Below are 17,844 nucleotides of genomic sequence, written 5' to 3' on the forward strand. Positions count from 1 at the left end.
TCTATTACAGATCGGCTTTTTTTGTGCCTTATATATTTACACAAAAAAAGAGGTTGCCAATTTTGGCAACCTCTATATAAATAATCTAAAGAATATTATTTAGTTGGGTTCTGAGTCAGCGTTCCTGGATAAGAGTTGATCGCATCTTGTGGGATGTAATAAACAACTCGGTAATCTGTAGGAGCAACCACTTCAGCTTGTGATTGTGGACCTGGATATTTACGTGTTAATGGATCTCCATTACGGAATACATCATAACTACGCTCTGCTTGATAAGCTAATTCCAATTGTCTTTCCTTATCAATATAGGTTTTAGCGTTTGCCGCAGTCATACTTGCATAAGCTCCATTCACAATAGAACGAGTTCTGATTTTGTTCAAATCAACTAGGGATTCCGCATATCGACCTAACTTAGCCAAAGCCTCCGCTCTATTCAAGTAAACTTCACCTAAACGGCTAATCAATGGTGAGTGAAGTTGTGACTCTTCACCTTCTTTAGAACATTTGATGATGTAGAATTGTGGATAAACACGGTTTAATGTAATGAAATAATCCAATACACCATTATATGTTTTACCGTCCTTATAGTTGATCGAATAGGTGCCCTGCGAAGCATTAATAGCAGTCAAGGTATAATTTGCTGAACCTTCTTTCGCTTGGATAATTCCTCCGCTGCGGATTACGGTATCTTGCGCGTAGTTTAACTCACCAGATTTCGGATCTTGTTTGATAAAACGGAATACCTCTGTATAAGCACCAGTTTTTGCATCCTTACGATAGGTTGGTGCAATGAACGCAGCACGTGCATCAACAATCTTGTAGTTGTCTGGTCTCCAGTCATTTCTTCCTGTTTCGTTTAATAGATCAATGTATTTAGCACTTGCATACATTTCTCCCCAGCCCATACCTCCGATATTGGAGTACATACCACCTATTCCGTAGTAATGGTCATAACCAGAGAATTCTGAAGCTACTCTTTTAATAGCAAAAATAGTTTCTTTATTATCTTCTGGCTTGAAGGTGTTGTATCGCATAAATTGATCTCTTGTTAACAACGTGTAACGGTTTGAGTTGATCACTTTGTCTGCGTATTCAACGGATAATCTCGCATATTCAGCATTAGGAGATTCATAAGTGCCACTCATATATAAGTATACACGAGATAATAAGGCTTGAGCAGCTTCTTTAGTACCATAGATTGAAGTTTTTCCTAAAGTCAATAATGATTCTGCTTTCTTTAAATCGGCGATCACCTGCGCATAAGTATCTTTCACTGTTGCACGATCCGGAAGGTTCAAATCTCCGAATACATCATCTGGAGTACCATTTACAATCGGAACACCTAAATTGGTTTCAGGTGATTGGTAATAAGGTCTTCCATAAGCACGCACCAAGTAGAAATACATCATTCCACGGATGAAATAGGCTTCACCTAGTTGATTGTCAGTTGTTGCATCTTTGCTTTCAGGAACCAATTTAATAATATTGGATGCTTGAGCAATAGCTTTGTAACTGGAGTTCCAGAAAGTAGATAAACGACCATTATTTGGTGTTCTTGAATAGGAGATGAATTCGTAAAAAGCATCGGTTGATGAACCACGAATCATCATATTATCTCCGGCATATTCACCTGCACGGTGCATAGGGTCAGACCAAGCCTTTAATTGGGCATAGGCACCAACTAACATGGCATCAGGATTCTGAGATATCTTATCTGAATCCATCGACCCGTATGGTAATCTTTCTATATCACAAGAGCCTAAGAACGCTGAGGCTGCTAATAAAATAAGTAACTTTTTCATAATAATAATTCCTTAGGGATTAAAATGTAACATTAAGGCCAAACATAAACTTGCGAGTTGCCGGATATACGGATGGTCCAGCTGTATTAAGAACAGCACCAGAATCATTAACAGACATCTCTGGATCAACTCCTGAATATTTGGTTAGTGTAAATAAATTCTCTCCTGTTAAAAAGAAACGAACGCTATTTAAATTATACTTAGATAAATCTAATTTATAACCCAAAGATAAAGAGCGCATTCTGAAAAAGTCGTTTTCTTCTAAATAACGTGAAGAAGCTTTGTTACCATTATCCTTGTTGTTGTATTTAGCCACTGGGTGAGTTGCGATATCACCTGGTTTTTCCCAACGTGACCAACCATCTTGTAACTTCATTTGGTTACGGTCAGTGTATGTTCCGTCTGAATCGTATTCTTGTCTGAAGTAATTGTAAGATAAACCACCGATCGAGTAGCCAAAGGTTGCTGATAAATCGAATTGCTTGTACGCTAAATTAGTGCTAATACCACCAAATAAATCTGCTGCTGCTTTCTTCAAGGCTACTTGAGTAGCATCTGCATAGTTAGATGTTACTGTTTTACCAGTCTCATTACCGTTTGCATCTTTTTCAACATGGTACCATTGTGGTTTACCGTCTTCAGGATTAACACCAGCCCATTCTGCCATGTAGTAAGTGTCTACTGGTAATCCTGGGAATAGGATACGTTGTGCAGAACCTGCAATTCCTGCTCCATCACCAATGTAAACTGGACGGATCGACATGTTGCCATTCGCATCTTTTGTAGGATATAGTTTGGTTAACTTGTTTTTGTTATGTCCTAAGTTGATATCAATAGACCATAATAAATCGTCAGTACGAAGGATGTCACCACCGATATTTAATTCAATACCACGGTTGTTCATCTCTCCTACGTTCTTCCATAAAGAGGTTACACCAATTAAGCCTGTAACAGGAACAGCATAAAGGATGTTGTCGGTATCTTTGTTATAGTAGTCAAAAGATGCACGAATACGGTTGTTAAATAAACCAAAATCTAAACCTACACCAGTAGTGTATGTGTTTTCCCAAGATAAATCTGGATTACCAATTACGGAAATTAATGCCCCTGGATTTTCGTTATATCCAGAAGTTGAAGAAACTGAATAAACGCTGTATTGAGGGTAAAGTGATGAAGGTTTATTACCTACCGAACCATAAGCAGCACGTAATTTCAATAAGTTGATTTGATCAAAATTGAACCATGACTCATTGTGGATATTCCAACCTCCAGAAACGGAGAAGAAGTTACCATATTTACCGTTTGTACCAAAGTTGGATGCGCCATCACGACGGAATGATCCCTCAAGAGTATAACGGTTATCGTATTCATAAGTTGCTTTGGATAGTATGGATTGTGTTGCCCATTCGCTGATACCACCTTTAGTACGCTCAGGTTTTGCTACAACATCCAATACTTCAAATCCTGGGATAAATCCTGTTCCATACACATCAAGTGTTTTTAGACGGTAATCGTTGAATTCATAAGCCAAAATTCCACTTAAGCTATGTTTCTCCCAATTCTTGTTGAAACGTAAGATTTGGTTGGTGTATCTTCTGTAGTCTTCTGAACGGTATTCTGCCAAACGACCTTTCACACTTTCTCCAGCACTTGAACTTGGATCATAATAGTACGCTGAAGAATATAAATTCGCACGGTAGTTATTTACTGAGGAGAAAGTTAACCAATCCGTGATTTTAATATCAAAATCAATACCACCCATCAACTCATAGTTGTGGTTGTTTCCGTGATTGAATTGTAAGTCATATAAATAGTTAGTTCCTGCACTATTTACCCAACCTGAATAACGGTGAGGCACAGGTTTTCCATTTTCATCGTATGGGTTATCCCAAGGGAAGTTGGTGTACATCGCTGTAATGGAATATTGTTGGTCATCAGCACCTCTGCGCGCACCAGCCAATGTAGGTCTAATCGTTAACCAATCAAATGGTCTGATGGTATTGTTCAAACGTACATTGTAACGCTTGTAGTCATAACCTTTAACGGCACCCACTTCATTGTAGTAACCAAGGGAAAGCAAAGATTGTAAATTGTCATTACCACCTTGAATAGTTACGTTGTGATTTTGTGTTAAGCCACTTTTGGTTGCTACTTTCCACCAATCAAAATTGGAATTTTTCAATTCCTCATTCCATCTTGGGAAGTTAATTACATTGGCATTTTGGAAAGATGAGTAATAATCGTATAACTCAGCGCCATTCATCATCTCTAAATTTCCGTTGGTTAAGGTATTTACCCCTAATTTACCAGAATAGCTGATGGTCGCTTTTTGAGCTCTAGGAGTTTTTGTAGTAACAACGATTACTCCATTTGCACCTTGCGAACCATAGATAGAAGTTGAAGCCGCATCTTTTAATACGGTTAACCCTACGATATCATCAGGGTTCAAGTCACCTGGGCTTGATCCTACGATAACACCATCGATAACCCATAGTGGACTGGTAGTACCACTTAAGGTCGCTTGACCGCGAATAACCACGCCACCACGTGATCCTGGACGGCCATTTCCTGGTGCTACATAAACCCCCGCAGCTTTACCGTTTAACATGTTCTCAACAGTAGGAGTCGTAATGTCACGAAGCTTCTCGCCTTTTACAGCCTGCATAGCTCCAGTTAAACTTTCTTTCTTCTGTTGGATACCATATCCGACGATCACTACTTCATCAATCTCATCTGTTTTTTCAGATAGTGTGACTGACATACTAGTTCCGCTTACAACACGTTGTAATTCGGTATACCCTAGTGCTTGGAATACCAAAGTTTGACCAGGCTTAGCGTCGATGCTGAACTTTCCAGTTTCATCAGTCGATGTTGCTACGCTAGGATCTTCCTTTACTCGAATGGTAACTCCCGATAAAGGACCATTAGGTCCACTAACTGTCCCTGTTACTTGTTGTTGGTTCGCAACATGAACTAGGGAAGCAGTCCTTCCGATTTCATTAGCCTGAGTGAGAGTAGGGCTAAGAAATGCTAAAAGTAATGCAGAACCGATTGGGTAAATGGCTCTCGCAAACATAGGCGTGTAATTGCTTTTGTACCTCATAACATATAGTAATTGTTAAATTTTTGACTCATAAGAATCATAAATAGATTTATGAAGACCAATATTAATAGAATGTTAATTATTGGAAATAAACTAAATGAACTCAATCGATTGTTCTATTTAACGCAATCGTTTGCTCTTAATTGAATTGTATCATGTGATTTTTTTAGAGAAGCAAGGGTTAAACTTTGAAAACATATTTATGAGGCTATTTATAGAATTATTACCTTTGTAACGAAATACAAGAAAATGAATAAAGATCAGAGTTTCTATATAGGATATGTCAGTAAAACCCGAGGATTAAAGGGTGAAGTTCAGTTATTCTTTGAATTTGAAGATTATACGGAATTAGATTTGGATGTCATTTTCCTAGAGATTGATAAAAAACTGGTACCGTATTTCGTGGAGAATGTAAAACTTCACAATAATAGTACAGCCTATGCATGGTTTGAAGATATAGATCATATAGATAAGGCACAACATTTAGTTCATAAGAAAATGTATTTGCCTATTGAGAAAATGCCGGAACGTGATCCTGATGATTTCAGATATAGTGATTTAATAGGTTATTTGGTGATTGATGAGCACGAAGGAGAATTGGGTGAAATCACACAAGTGCAGGAGATGCCGCAACAATTTATTGCTACCATCAACATGGAAGACAAAGAAGTGATGTTCCCCTTGAATGAAGATTTTATTGTAGGTATCGATCCGGAAGAAAAAGTAGTAGTATTACAATTGCCTGAGGGATTAGTGGATATGTATTTGGAACAATAACCAATAATATTATAAGAATTCAAGCCATTGGATTTAGTTCAATGGCTTTTTTTATGGGTTTTATGGGATAAATTTCAGGATGTATTTCGTCTAATTTTAGAAATTCATTTTGAGATTAACGGATGAATAACGATATTAGCCCTCGCTTATAGAGAAAGGCAGAGGGAATAGACCCGCTGAAGCCTTAGCAACCTGACCCTTGTCAAGGTGCTACATTCTACCCCAAATAAGGGAAAGATAAGCTGAGACCAGTTTTCACTGCGTTTTCTCTAAGCCCTAATTGTATTATATGAAGATTGTAGATCATATCAAGAATGCCAATGGGAAGACCTTGTATTCTTTTGAGTTGTTACCACCAGCAAAGGGTCAGGGGATTCAAAGCATATTTAAAACCATGGATGAATTGATGGAGTTCAAGCCACCATTTATCGATGTTACTTATCACCGCGAAGACTACCTATATAAACAACATACCAATGGCTTGCTAGAACGTGTTTCTTATAGAAAGCGTCCTGGTACAGTGGCTATCTGTGCCGCTATCATGAGTAAATATAAAGTTGATGCTGTACCGCATTTAATCTGTGGTGGTTTTACCAAAGAAGAAACAGAAAATGCCTTGATCGATCTTAATTTCCTAGGTATTGATAATGTTTTGGTATTACGTGGCGATGCACGTAAGGGTGATTCTGACTTTATTCCTACGGAAGGTGGGCATGCTTATGCGATCGATCTATTGGAACAAGTGGCCGATATGAACAAAGGGCAGTACTTACATGAAGATATTGGCAGTTCGGAGAAAACTGACTTCTGTATCGGTGTTGCAGGATATCCAGAGAAACATTTCGAAGCACCAAACTTTAACACGGACTTTAAATGGTTAAAGAAGAAAGTAGCCATGGGTGCTGAATTCATCGTTACGCAGATGTTCTTCAACGTAGAGAAATACAAAGAATTTGTCACCAAATGTAGAGAACACGATATCCATGTCCCTATCATTCCGGGATTAAAGCCTTTAACGACAAAAAATCAATTAATCACCTTGCCGAGGATCTTCCACTTGGATATTCCTGAGGATTTAAGTGATGCGGTTGAAGCTTGTAAAAACAATGCTGAGGTACGTCAAGTAGGTGAAGAGTGGCTAGTACAACAGTGTAAGGAGTTGATAAACTTTGGAGCTCCAGTATTGCACTTCTACACCATGAGTAATCCAGGACCTACTAAAAAAATCGTAGAAAAACTCGTATAACGAACTAACCAACCCTTATATATTACCCTAAAGACGGAATTACTTCCGTCTTTTTCTATTTTCGGCCTACCTAATCATAAAGCTGTTAAATAGTGTTAAGCCATCATATCCTTTCATTTTTCTTGGTTAATTTTATTAGCACAACTAACCACGAATATGAAATACAATAGAATCAACAATCTTTTAGGATGGCTATGCGGTATCATTGCCTTTTTAATCTATTCCTTCACGACAGAGAAATTTAGCAGTTGGTGGGATACAGGAGAATTTATTGCCTCGGCTTATAAATTGGAAATCGTCCATCAGCCGGGAGCTCCATTGTTTCTCATGCTGCAAAATGTGTTTTCTAATTTGGCATTGGGTGATACCTCTAAAATAGCCTATTGGATGAATATAGGTTCTGCGGCATGTAGTGGGTTGACCATTGTGTTCTTGTTTTGGACCATTACAGCAATCGCTAGAAAACTAATCTCAAGAGAAGGAGAACTGGACTTTACACAACAGGTGAAGATATTTGGTGCGGGATTGGTTGGAGCTTTAGCGTATAGCTTTTCCGATACATTCTGGTATTCTGCTGTGGAATCTGAAGTATATGCTATGTCGTCCCTGTGTACAGCCGTTGTATTCTGGTTAGCCTTAAAATGGGAGAGAAGAGCTGATGAACCCGATGCTAATAAATGGTTGTTGGTACTGGCCTATGTGATGGGATTAAGTATTGGTGTACATTTATTGAACTTATTGACTATTCCTGCAATTGCCTTATTGATTTATTTCCGCAAAAGTAAAGCGATTACTTGGACAGGAATTGCCAAGTCCTTAGGTTGGGGCGTGTTGGTCTTAGGCTTTATTCTTTGGGGTGTTATTCAATATTCCGTACGAATAGCTGCTCAATTTGATTTGTTCTTTGTCAATGGAATGGGCTTGCCATTTGGGACTGGCATCATCTTATTTGTTCTGTTGCTTGTTTCAGCAATAGTATTTGGGATTTATTATTCGATCAAGAAAGCTAAGCCAATTCTGAATTTAGCCTTGCTTTCGCTAGCCTTTATCTATCTGGGTTTTGGGTCTTATACCTTTCTTTTGGTCAGATCGCAAACTAATATCACCTTAAATAATAACGCGCCGGATAATGTGTTTTCCTTTCTAGGCTACCTTGCTCGAGAGCAATATCAATCGGAACCTTTATTTAAAGGCCCTAATTTCAACTCGCAAATAGTTGGTGTTAATGAGAATTCTGATTTTAGGAAAGATGAAAAGAACTATGCAGAGATAAAAGGAAGAAGTAGCTATGAATACGATAAGGAAGTCTTATTCCCTCGGGTTTATAGTGAAAAGCATAGCGACTTCTACCGTCAATATTTGGGTTTAGCAGAAGGTGAGACGCCTTCCTTTATCGATAATATGCGTTTCTTTTTTGGGTATCAGTTGGGTCATATGTATAGCCGATACTTCATGTGGAATTTTGTGGGTAGACAGAATGATAGTCCTAGCCAGGGTGAATATAGTTCAGGTAATTGGATTTCTGGTATTTCTTTCTTAGATAATCTACGCCTTCCTGGACAAAATCAACTTAGTGAATTTTTTAAGAATGATCCGAGTAGAAATACTTATTTCTTCTTGCCTTTGCTATTAGGTGTTATAGGTCTAGCTTGGCAATTAAAGAAAAGTAGAAAGGATACCGCTATCGTGGGCTTGTTGTTTTTCTTTACAGGGATAGCTATTGTATTGTATTTGAATCAAAGTCCATTACAACCTCGGGAAAGAGATTATGCTTATGCTGGTTCTTTCTACGTCTTTGCTATCTGGATAGGACTAGGAATGATAGCTGTGACAGATTTCTTACAGCAAAAGATTAAAGTTTCTTCTAAACAGCTGGCAGTGGCTTCAGCTGGACTTTGTATGTTAGCAGGACCTGTTCTTTTAATCAGTCAGAATTGGGATGATCATGATCGTTCAGCACGAACTATGACTCGTGATATGGCATATAATGCCTTGCAGTCTTGTGAGCCTAATGCTATCCTGTTCACTTATGCGGATAATGATACTTTTCCGCTGTGGTACTTGCAAGAGGTGGAAGGAGTGAGAACAGATGTTCGTGTGCTCAACTACGGATACATGCAATCGGAATGGTATGTCAAACAAGCCATGCAAGATTTGAATCAGTCTAAGGCATTACCAATTGGATTTAGTTATGATAAAGTGAAGAAAGGCGTGAGAGAAGTGGTTCGTGTATTGGATATGGGGATTGAAGGGCATGTGGATGTGGATAAAATGTTAGCCGTCATGTTATCGGATGACCCTTCCAATAAAGTGCAGCTTCAAGATGGTAGCTTTGAAAATATATTGCCGAGTAAAAAATTACAGTTGAAGGTTAATAAGGATGCTGTATTGAAGAATAAAGTCGTGCCAAAAGAATGGGAATCCTATGTTCCAGAGTATATGCAATGGGATTATCAGCAGAGCTATGTATCCAGATCGGAGTTGGTGTTGATGTCTATTCTGGCAGAGAATAATTGGGAAAGACCGATCTATTTTACACAGATGAGCCCTAATTCTGTCTTTATGGGAATGGATAAATATATGGCTTCAGAGGGATTACTTTATAAGTTAATGCCAGTAGAGGTAGGGCAAGCAGCTAATGCTCCTTCATTGGTCAATACGGATAAGATTTATTCAAATGCAATGGACAAATACCGTTGGCCAAATATTTCATCCATCAATCATTTGGATACAGATTCGAATACTTTCTTTGAGGGTTGGGCTTATGCTAATGTTTACCAACAAGGAATTAATCAATTGATGGCTCAGAATAAAACCAAGCAAGCACGTGATCTGGCATTGAAAGCTTATGACCTGCAACCAAAGAGAATTAAATCGGCTAAGCTTACTTACCTCAATGCGACGGTAGTTGATACTTTGTATAAAACCCAAGAATTGGAAAAAGCAAAGTCATTGGCTAATAGAAATATCGCCGCACTGGATGAATTGTTAAATCAACAATTACTTATTACCAGTAAAGGGATGCATGGATTTGATGGCTATACCATTCACTTGGGAATGGAAGCTTTGACGCGCTATAAAGCAATTGGTGAAAGTGCTAAGGATGAAGCTTTATTGGCTCAAGTAAATCGAATGGAAGAGCGATATAAACAAGCTTGGATGTAAGTAAGAGTATAATTTAGTGTTATAGAAAATCCCCTTAAGATTATCTCTTAAGGGGATTTCATTTATCATCAGATTTCCTTAGCCTTTCTTAACTTCTTTGGCCCAAGAATCTTTCAATGTTACGGTTCTATTGAAAACCAATTTATCCTCCTTACTCATCTTATTATCTAAGGTGAAATAACCTAAGCGAATAAACTGATATCCTTTACCTAATTCTGCATTGGCTAAATCAGGTTCGATATATGCTTTCTCGATAATCTGTAAGCTATCCGGATTGATGGACTCTTTGAAATCCTCAGCAGCTGCTGGGTTCTCATCTTGGAATAGACGATCATACAAGCGAACCTCCGCTTCTTTAGCATGAGCTACAGAAACCCAGTGAATCGTTCCTTTAACTTTCATTCCAGAGGTGTCCTCACCAGATTTAGAATTCGGAACATAATCACACAATACCTCTGTAACCTGTCCGTTTTCATCCTTATTAAATCCAGTACAAGTTACAATGTAACCATGTTTCAAGCGTACGGATAGACCAGGTCCTAAACGGAAGAATTTCTTAGGCGCATCTTCCATAAAGTCATCGCGTTCAATCCATAATTCCTTAGAGAATGGAATCTTTCTTGTGCCATCATGACCTTCAACTTCTGGGTTATTCTCACCATCCATTTCCTCCACTTGACCTTCAGGGTAGTTGTTAATGATCAATTTAATAGGATCTAACACCGCCATTCTACGCCAAGCTGTTTTATTCAAATCCTCACGGATACAGAATTCCAATAAACTTACATCGATCATGTTTTCACGCTTCTGAATACCGATACGTTCACAGAAGTTACGGATACTCTCAGGTGTATAACCACGACGACGAAGTCCTGAAATGGTAGGCATGCGTGGGTCATCCCAGCTTTCTACAAATTTCTCATTCACCAATTGCAATAGCTTACGCTTACTCATAACCGTGTAAGTCATGTTTAAGCGAGCGAATTCATATTGTTTCGATGGGAAGATCTCCAATTTGTTGATCAACCAATCGTATAATGGTCTGTGAGGAATAAACTCCAATGTACACACCGAGTGGGTAATCTTTTCAATGGAATCAGATTGACCATGTGCAAAATCATACATTGGATAAATACACCATTTATCACCTGTACGGTGGTGATGCGCATGTTTGATACGGTAGATGATCGGATCACGCATGTGCATATTCGGACTTGCTAAGTCGATCTTTGCACGCAATACCTTTTCACCATCCTTATATTTTCCAGCACGCATGTCTTCGAAGATTTGTAAGTTCTCTTCTGTACTACGGCTGCGATATGGCGTTGGAGTACCTGGTTCTGTTGGAGTGCCCTTAGCAGCAGCAATTTCCTCTGCGGTGGAATCATCCACATAAGCCAAGTCATGCTTGATTAAGTCTACCGCGTATTGGTAAAGAGTTTCGAAATAATCTGAGGTGTAAAGCTCCTCAGCCCATTGGAAACCAAGCCATTGAATGTCTTTCTTGATGCTGTCCACATACTCTACATCTTCCGTTACTGGATTTGTATCATCAAAACGTAAGTTGGTCTGTCCGTTGTACTTCTGTGCCAAAGCAAAGTTTAAACAGATTGATTTTGCGTGACCAATATGTAGATAGCCATTTGGTTCCGGTGGGAAACGAGTCAATACACGACCGTCATTCTTCCCATTTCGAAGATCATCTTCAATGATCTCTTCGATAAAATTCAAGGATTTTTCTTCTTCTACCATGTAGCAAAGTTAGCTATTTCATCGATATATTGGATGTACAAGACATGAATACTTGGCTCATTTTATGTATTTTCGAAGTATATTTTACGAATTATGAATTTAAGATTAGCATTACTGGCAATCCTGATAATCCCCTTGTCGCTTTTTGCACAGAAAAAACAAAAACCAAAACTATTGGTCTATGGTTCTGACATAGCTGCTTTTTCTGCTGCAGTGCAGGCTGCGCGTTCCAATGTGCCTACTGTTTGGGTACTTGACCAAGCACAAATTGCACCGGAAATAACAAGTCAGGCTATTAAGATCAACAGTAATCAGAAACTTGATGGTGGTATCTGGATGAATATCTTGATGGAGATCGCTGTTAGTAAAACCAAAAGCGATTCACTAGCACAATTGGTAAAACAAGAGCTTAATCCACGATTGGCTCAAAATGCAATTGATAAAATTATTGCTGAACTCCCTAATCTGACCCTAATTAAAAACCAACAAATCAGTAAGACTAGTCAGAAGAAAAGAGGATGGGATATTCAACTAAATAACCGATTACAATTTTCGGTGCTTTCAGTACTTGATTTCAGTGAAAAAGGAAGTCTTTATGCCCAAGCAGAGAAAGATGACAAATCTTACGCATCTACCGCCATTCAAAAAGCAGCTGATGTTTCATTAGCTTTAGGAAGGACATCTGTAGGCGCAGCAGAACTAGATGGATCTGCACATGTCATCTTACTAAAAGACTTGTTGACTTTTGAAAGGAATAATCTATTGGATGCCGGCTTCTTACGTCATGTCAGCTCAGATCCTAATAATATAGCTTTCCGTGCTGCATATGGACAGGCACTTGGAGCTACTGCAGCATATCTTGCCTTCTTTAAAACAAATAGCAAATCCATTGATATCCGTAAATTACAAGCCGAGCTGATGGCATTTTCAGCAAGACTGACTCCGTATCAGGATGTCTCATCGCAGGATACACATTTTGGATCTATTCAGAAAAATTACTTAACAGGATTCTTTTTAGGCCAGGTTGAAGATGGAAAATATCTCTTTAAAAAGGACGATTTTGTGCGTTTTGACGATGTTAAAGCCGTGATGAATGATATCTATACCCGCAGCCAACTATGGTTCTTAGATAACTTCCGCAATGAAGATTTAACCTGGGGAGATCTGTTCGGCTTAATTAAGTATGTATCCCTAAAAGGAGATGAAGTACAAAAACAAGTCGAAAAAGAATGGAATAGCAAACGTAAATTCCAAGGTGAGTTTAGTTTGAAGAATAAAGTCACTCGCGAACATTTTGCTGTCATGGCGGATTTATATTCCAACTCCTTTAGCAAGACCATTAACCTTGACGGATCATTCGTCAAGTAATTCTAGAATGAATTCTAAAATATTAGCTATTAAAAAAGGCTGCTTTTTTCGAGCAGCCTTTTTTTATTTTCTATTAAAGGTATTTAAAAACCTCACCTAAAGAGTCATTGCTGGTATAAGTATTACCTAAGTCGATCAGTTGTCCTGTACCGATGTTGATAACCATACCGTGGATGGCCAGGTCCGCTCCATTTTTCCAAGCATTTTGAACAATGGAAGTCGAGCACAAATTCCACACCTGCTCCTTAACATTCAATTCTACTAAACGGTCCGCTTTTTTACCTGTATCTTCGATAGCATCGATTTCTTCTGCATGAAGACGGTAAACATCCTTGATGTGGCATAACCAGTTATCAATGATACCATATTGTTGGCTGCTCAATGATGCTGCAACACCACCACAACCGTAGTGACCTGCTACAATAATATGTTTCACCTTTAATACATTGACAGCATAGTCTAAAACAGCTAACATACTCATATCCGAGTGAACACACATGTTCGCAATATTACGGTGCACGAATACCTCACCAGGTTTTCTACCTGTCAATTCATTTGCAGGAACACGGCTATCCGCACATCCTATCCATAAAATCTCTGGGTTTTGTCCATTCGCTAATTGCTCAAAACGTCCAGTGGTGTCCTTCTTTACAAAGTCCATCCAATCTTTGTTCCCGTTTATAATATTGTCAAAGCCGATTTCTAGATCTTTTCTACTCATTTTATTTATGTGATTTTCTGTGTTTTCAATTCTGAGAAACTTTACAAGTTTCCGCATTTATTTAATTCTTTTAAACTACTTTTTTAAGTTTTTGTTTTCTACGACGGTGTTCCTTCTTGAAAGTCACCTCATTTAGCTCAATATCCAAGCCCTTGCTGATCGCATTTTGCTCAAAGTCCTTGATGACATCAATGACGTCCTTATCAATAAATTTACTTCGATGTCCATCAATCAAAATCGTCTTGACATTCTTCGGTAAATTATAAAGCTTCTGTTGAATAGGCGCCTTATTCAAGAAGGTCACTTCTTCTGCCAATGTCAATACAGCTACCGAACTATCATCAGTTTCTTTCGGTTTAATATTGATGTGGTATGCATTGTGCATATTGGCACGTAGGATATAAAAGGTTGCTACCAAGATACCCACACCTACACCCGTCAATAAGTCGGTGAATACAACTACAGCGATGGTGATAAAGAATGGAATAAATTGATCCAATCCTTTACCAAACATTTGTTTGAACAATGCTGGTTTTGCTAATTTATAACCTGTGTGCAATAGGATAGCTGCTAATCCACCATAAGGAATTAAATTGATCATGCTTGGAATAGCCAATACAGCTACCAATAACCATACACCGTGCAACATAGCTGCTTGTCTGGTTTTACCACCAGCATTCGCATTAGCCGATGAACGAACGATTACCGAGGTCATTGGAAGTCCACCAAGGAAACCCGATGCCATATTACCCACACCTTGCGCTACTAATTCTCTGTTGGTTGGAGAATTACGCTTTAAAGGATCGATTTTATCAATCGCCTCAATACTTAATAAGGTTTCCAAGGAAGCGATGATCGCAATGGTAAATGCAACGATCCAAACTTCTTTATTAAGGATTTGGGTAAAATCAGGGAATATAAATAAACCTGTAAAATCAGCAAATGAAGATACAATTGGAATATTTACAAAGTGATCTGGATTTAATGCCAATCCAGTCCCTTGAAAAGCAAAACCTAAACCAACACCCAACAATACCACTACTAATGGTGCAGGCACCTTGTTTAAGCCTTTGATCTTAGGCCAAAAGATTAATACTGCTAAGGAGAGAAAACAGATGATGGTTGCTCCCCAATTGACGCTGGACATGACCGTATTGGTAAATGCAGCAATCCCGCCACCATTATCAAACTCAAAGGCATGTGACTCGTTTAGTCCGAATGCAATAGGAATTTGTTTTAGAATAATGGTAATACCGATTGCGGCAAGCATCCCAAGGATGACCGATGATGGGAAGTAATTCCCGATCATACCGGCCTTAACAATCCCCAAGATCAACTGGATTACCCCAGCGATCACGACCGCCAAAATAAAGGTCTCATATGCACCAAGTTTTTCTATTGATCCCAATACGATGACGGTCAGACCTGCAGCTGGACCACTGACACTTAAGGGAGATCCAGAGATGGAGGCTACCACTATCCCTCCAATAATTCCAGTTAATAAACCGGCAAATAACGGCGCACCTGACGCCATGGCAATACCCAAACATAATGGGAGTGCCACTAAAAAAACTACTATACTAGCAGGAAAATCATATTTTAAGTCTCTTTTTGACAATTTCAAAAAAGCAGACGTACGTGTACCAAACATAAGATGTTTAATTTTTTGTAATTCAATTTTTGATGATAAATAAACTCAATCGTCCCATTAAGACAGGTGTACTACCGGTCAGAACATGACTTCGTCAAAGAATCGAATTAACAGTTAGGAGGGGGTGTTGGTACGGTGGGGTGAAACGCACAAATAGACTTCTCATTACGCAGGTATTGCCTACTTTGAGATGTGCATTCAATGGTTGGATTGTAAGCTAGGAAATCAAATGCATCCGGTTTAAAGATTTTAATACCGGTTTCATGAAGATCTTCATTATTGCTGTTTCCCGCTTTCGAGGTTGTCTCAATTTCTAATTGCATCACTACTTGGAGGACAGTACCTTTATCCAGTACATCCACGAAAATCGGTGTCATGGAAATCAACATCTTCGTGAAGAAGATGAAGAAACACAGCTTAGCTGCCATGATCCGATACGCTTTCGTAAAAAAATGTGCCCTTGCAATCATAAACTGAACAAAAATAAAATTAAATTTCAAAAAAAACGATATTTTGGAATTAAATTGTGAAAAAATTACAAAAGTATGTGTTTTAGTTTGAATTGTTAATAATTCCTTAATCCATAGAACTTGGTAATCTAAGATTGTATTATATTATCTTTATTCCTAATTTCGAGTAAACATAAGTTCTCAACCATATGAAAGAACAATTTATCCAAAAAATCACAACATCATATAGCCCAAAGGGCGCATTTATTCAATTGGGCTCCGGTATTTTAGATGGTGAGATCATCACCGACGCGCGAGTAAACCTCGCGCTGAAGATGATGAACCGCCATGGACTAATCGCCGGTGCAACTGGTACTGGTAAAACCCGTACCCTTCAATTGACTGCCGAGCAGCTTTCTGATGCCGGTGTCCCTGTGTTTATGCTCGATGTAAAAGGGGACTTATCCGGACTTGCTGAACCGGGGAAGACCAACGATGCGCTTATCGAGCGTGGAAATGCCGTAGGTATTCCTTTTCAACCTGCTAGTTTCCCTATCGAATTGTTTTCCCTTAGTGGGAAATTAGGCGCACCTATGCGTGTGACTGTTGAAGATTTTGGACCGGTTTTGTTAGCTCGTATTCTGGATTTAAACGACACACAGGCAGGTGTGCTAAGTGCCATATTCAAATATGCAGACGATAAACAATTACCAATTGTTGACTTTGCCGATTTGAAACGCCTGTTAAGTTATCTTTCCGAAGGTCCTGGTGCCGCAGAGATTAAAGAGGATTATGGCAAGATTAGCTCGGCAAGTGCAAGTACAATCCTTCGTAAGATCGTTGCGATTGAACAACAGGGTTTAGCACACATATTTGGCGAGAAAGAATTTGATATTAATGATCTATTTGGAAAAGTTGACGGCAAAGGTGTCATCACCTTGCTCAATATCTCTGATATTCAGGATCAACCCTTATTATTTTCCACTTTCCTTTTGAGTTTATTGGCGCAATTGTTCAAGAAACTACCGGAGGTAGGGGATTTGGATAAACCAAAATTGGTGTTCTTTTTTGATGAGGCGCATTTGCTGTTCAATGGAGCATCCAAGGCTTTCTTAACACAGATTGAACAGATAGTTCGATTGATCCGTTCCAAGGGAGTGGGGGTGTTTTTCTGTACTCAGGCGGCTTCAGATATCCCTGAATCCGTTTTAGGCCAATTGGGTAACCGCGTACAGCATGCTTTAAGAGCTTTCACACCTAATGACGCTGAAAATTTACGTAAAACTGTAAAGACCTATCCAACATCAGAATTTTACGAGATCGACAAGGTGTTAACATCCTTAGGTATCGGACAAGCATTGGTGACTGTATTGAACGATAAAGGTATCCCTACAGAAGTAGTAGCGACACATTTGGTTCCGGCACGTGCGGTTATGGGACCTTGTCAGCCACAGCTCTATGAGGAACTAGTCCGTAATTCGGAGTTCTATAACAAATACCAAGAGCGGATCGAAAGACGCACAGCTTCCGAGATCCTGGAGGAAAGACAAGGGCAACACGATGCTGAAGAAGCGGCAGAGAAGGCTAAAAAAGAAGCTGAAAAAGCGGCCAAATCCCGTAGTTCTTCCAGTTCCAGACGACAAACTCCATTGGAAGCAGCACAGAGTCAGGCTAGCCGTACTTTAGCACGTGAAGGTGTAAAACTATTGGGTAAAATAGCGAACGGAATTCTTAACGCAATGTTCAAAAAGAGATAACAAGAAAATAGTATATTTGCCCACACGATACTGAAAAATTTAACAAAACATTA

General features: G+C 38.9%; 11 protein-coding genes and 1 riboswitch. Of the genes, 5 read left to right on the top strand and 6 right to left on the bottom strand.

Going from position 1 to position 17,844, the window contains the following annotated elements:
- Window positions 1–95: 95 nt before the first annotated feature.
- Both ACP6L2_RS17540 and ACP6L2_RS17545 read right to left on the bottom strand, forming a co-directional pair.
- Window positions 96–1,802: a RagB/SusD family nutrient uptake outer membrane protein gene (locus tag ACP6L2_RS17540; protein WP_440510544.1), complete on the bottom strand. Its 1,707-nt coding sequence runs from the start codon at window positions 1,800–1,802 to the stop codon at window positions 96–98.
- 19 nt (window positions 1,803–1,821) lie between these two features.
- On the bottom strand, window positions 1,822–4,905 hold the full coding sequence (locus ACP6L2_RS17545; RefSeq protein ID WP_440510545.1) for a SusC/RagA family TonB-linked outer membrane protein: 3,084 nt from the start codon (window positions 4,903–4,905) through the stop codon (window positions 1,822–1,824).
- A 249-nt stretch (window positions 4,906–5,154) separates the two neighbouring features.
- Here ACP6L2_RS17545 and rimM point away from each other — a divergent pair, with 249 nt between their 5' ends.
- From rimM to ACP6L2_RS17560, 3 genes are all read left to right on the top strand, one after another.
- On the top strand, window positions 5,155–5,682 hold the full coding sequence (gene rimM / locus ACP6L2_RS17550; RefSeq protein WP_440510546.1) for a ribosome maturation factor RimM: 528 nt from the start codon (window positions 5,155–5,157) through the stop codon (window positions 5,680–5,682).
- Window positions 5,683–5,825: 143 nt separating this feature from the next.
- A riboswitch (SAM riboswitch) is annotated at window positions 5,826–5,926 on the top strand.
- Between the two features lie 45 nt (window positions 5,927–5,971).
- Window positions 5,972–6,928: a methylenetetrahydrofolate reductase [NAD(P)H] gene (metF, locus tag ACP6L2_RS17555; protein ID WP_440510547.1), complete on the top strand. Its 957-nt coding sequence runs from the start codon at window positions 5,972–5,974 to the stop codon at window positions 6,926–6,928.
- Between the two features lie 156 nt (window positions 6,929–7,084).
- Complete coding sequence (locus tag ACP6L2_RS17560; protein ID WP_440510548.1) at window positions 7,085–10,093, top strand: glycosyltransferase family 117 protein; 3,009 nt, start codon at window positions 7,085–7,087, stop codon at window positions 10,091–10,093.
- Window positions 10,094–10,171: 78 nt separating this feature from the next.
- Here ACP6L2_RS17560 and ACP6L2_RS17565 read toward each other — a convergent pair whose 3' ends face one another.
- Entirely contained in the window at window positions 10,172–11,845 is a 1,674-nt protein-coding gene (locus ACP6L2_RS17565; RefSeq protein ID WP_440510549.1) for a glutamine--tRNA ligase/YqeY domain fusion protein, read from the bottom strand.
- A gap of 93 nt (window positions 11,846–11,938) precedes the next feature.
- Between ACP6L2_RS17565 and ACP6L2_RS17570 the strand changes: the two genes are divergently transcribed.
- Entirely contained in the window at window positions 11,939–13,213 is a 1,275-nt protein-coding gene (locus ACP6L2_RS17570; protein WP_440510550.1) for an FAD-dependent oxidoreductase, read from the top strand.
- Window positions 13,214–13,286: 73 nt separating this feature from the next.
- Here the strand turns inward: ACP6L2_RS17570 and ACP6L2_RS17575 are convergent, their stop codons facing one another.
- The 3 genes from ACP6L2_RS17575 to ACP6L2_RS17585 form a co-directional block, all read right to left on the bottom strand.
- Window positions 13,287–13,934, bottom strand: a complete 648-nt coding sequence (locus tag ACP6L2_RS17575; protein ID WP_440510551.1) for a carbonic anhydrase — start codon at window positions 13,932–13,934, stop codon at window positions 13,287–13,289.
- A 70-nt stretch (window positions 13,935–14,004) separates the two neighbouring features.
- Window positions 14,005–15,585 carry a SulP family inorganic anion transporter gene (locus ACP6L2_RS17580; protein WP_440510552.1) on the bottom strand — a complete coding sequence of 527 codons (1,581 nt, stop codon included), beginning with the start codon at window positions 15,583–15,585 and terminating at the stop codon, window positions 14,005–14,007.
- 107 nt (window positions 15,586–15,692) lie between these two features.
- Window positions 15,693–16,013, bottom strand: a complete 321-nt coding sequence (locus tag ACP6L2_RS17585; RefSeq protein WP_344675566.1) for a hypothetical protein — start codon at window positions 16,011–16,013, stop codon at window positions 15,693–15,695.
- A 230-nt stretch (window positions 16,014–16,243) separates the two neighbouring features.
- Between ACP6L2_RS17585 and ACP6L2_RS17590 the strand changes: the two genes are divergently transcribed.
- Window positions 16,244–17,791 carry a helicase HerA-like domain-containing protein gene (locus ACP6L2_RS17590; protein WP_440510553.1) on the top strand — a complete coding sequence of 516 codons (1,548 nt, stop codon included), beginning with the start codon at window positions 16,244–16,246 and terminating at the stop codon, window positions 17,789–17,791.
- Window positions 17,792–17,844: the final 53 nt, after the last annotated feature.

Origin of the sequence: Sphingobacterium lactis (assembly GCF_051951495.1) — a bacterium.
Lineage (GTDB): Bacteria > Bacteroidota > Bacteroidia > Sphingobacteriales > Sphingobacteriaceae > Sphingobacterium > Sphingobacterium lactis_A.

What these genes read in the sequence shown, in the direction of transcription:
- ACP6L2_RS17540 (WP_440510544.1), bottom strand. Translation starts at nt 1,802, where the DNA reads ATGAAAAAGTTACTTATTTTATTAGCAGCCTCAGCGTTCTTAGGCTCT.
- ACP6L2_RS17545 (WP_440510545.1), bottom strand. Translation starts at nt 4,905, where the DNA reads ATGAGGTACAAAAGCAATTACACGCCTATGTTTGCGAGAGCCATTTAC.
- rimM (WP_440510546.1), top strand. Translation starts at nt 5,155, where the DNA reads ATGAATAAAGATCAGAGTTTCTATATAGGATATGTCAGTAAAACCCGA.
- metF (WP_440510547.1), top strand. Translation starts at nt 5,972, where the DNA reads ATGAAGATTGTAGATCATATCAAGAATGCCAATGGGAAGACCTTGTAT.
- ACP6L2_RS17560 (WP_440510548.1), top strand. Translation starts at nt 7,085, where the DNA reads ATGAAATACAATAGAATCAACAATCTTTTAGGATGGCTATGCGGTATC.
- ACP6L2_RS17565 (WP_440510549.1), bottom strand. Translation starts at nt 11,845, where the DNA reads ATGGTAGAAGAAGAAAAATCCTTGAATTTTATCGAAGAGATCATTGAA.
- ACP6L2_RS17570 (WP_440510550.1), top strand. Translation starts at nt 11,939, where the DNA reads ATGAATTTAAGATTAGCATTACTGGCAATCCTGATAATCCCCTTGTCG.
- ACP6L2_RS17575 (WP_440510551.1), bottom strand. Translation starts at nt 13,934, where the DNA reads ATGAGTAGAAAAGATCTAGAAATCGGCTTTGACAATATTATAAACGGG.
- ACP6L2_RS17580 (WP_440510552.1), bottom strand. Translation starts at nt 15,585, where the DNA reads ATGTTTGGTACACGTACGTCTGCTTTTTTGAAATTGTCAAAAAGAGAC.
- ACP6L2_RS17585 (WP_344675566.1), bottom strand. Translation starts at nt 16,013, where the DNA reads ATGGCAGCTAAGCTGTGTTTCTTCATCTTCTTCACGAAGATGTTGATT.
- ACP6L2_RS17590 (WP_440510553.1), top strand. Translation starts at nt 16,244, where the DNA reads ATGAAAGAACAATTTATCCAAAAAATCACAACATCATATAGCCCAAAG.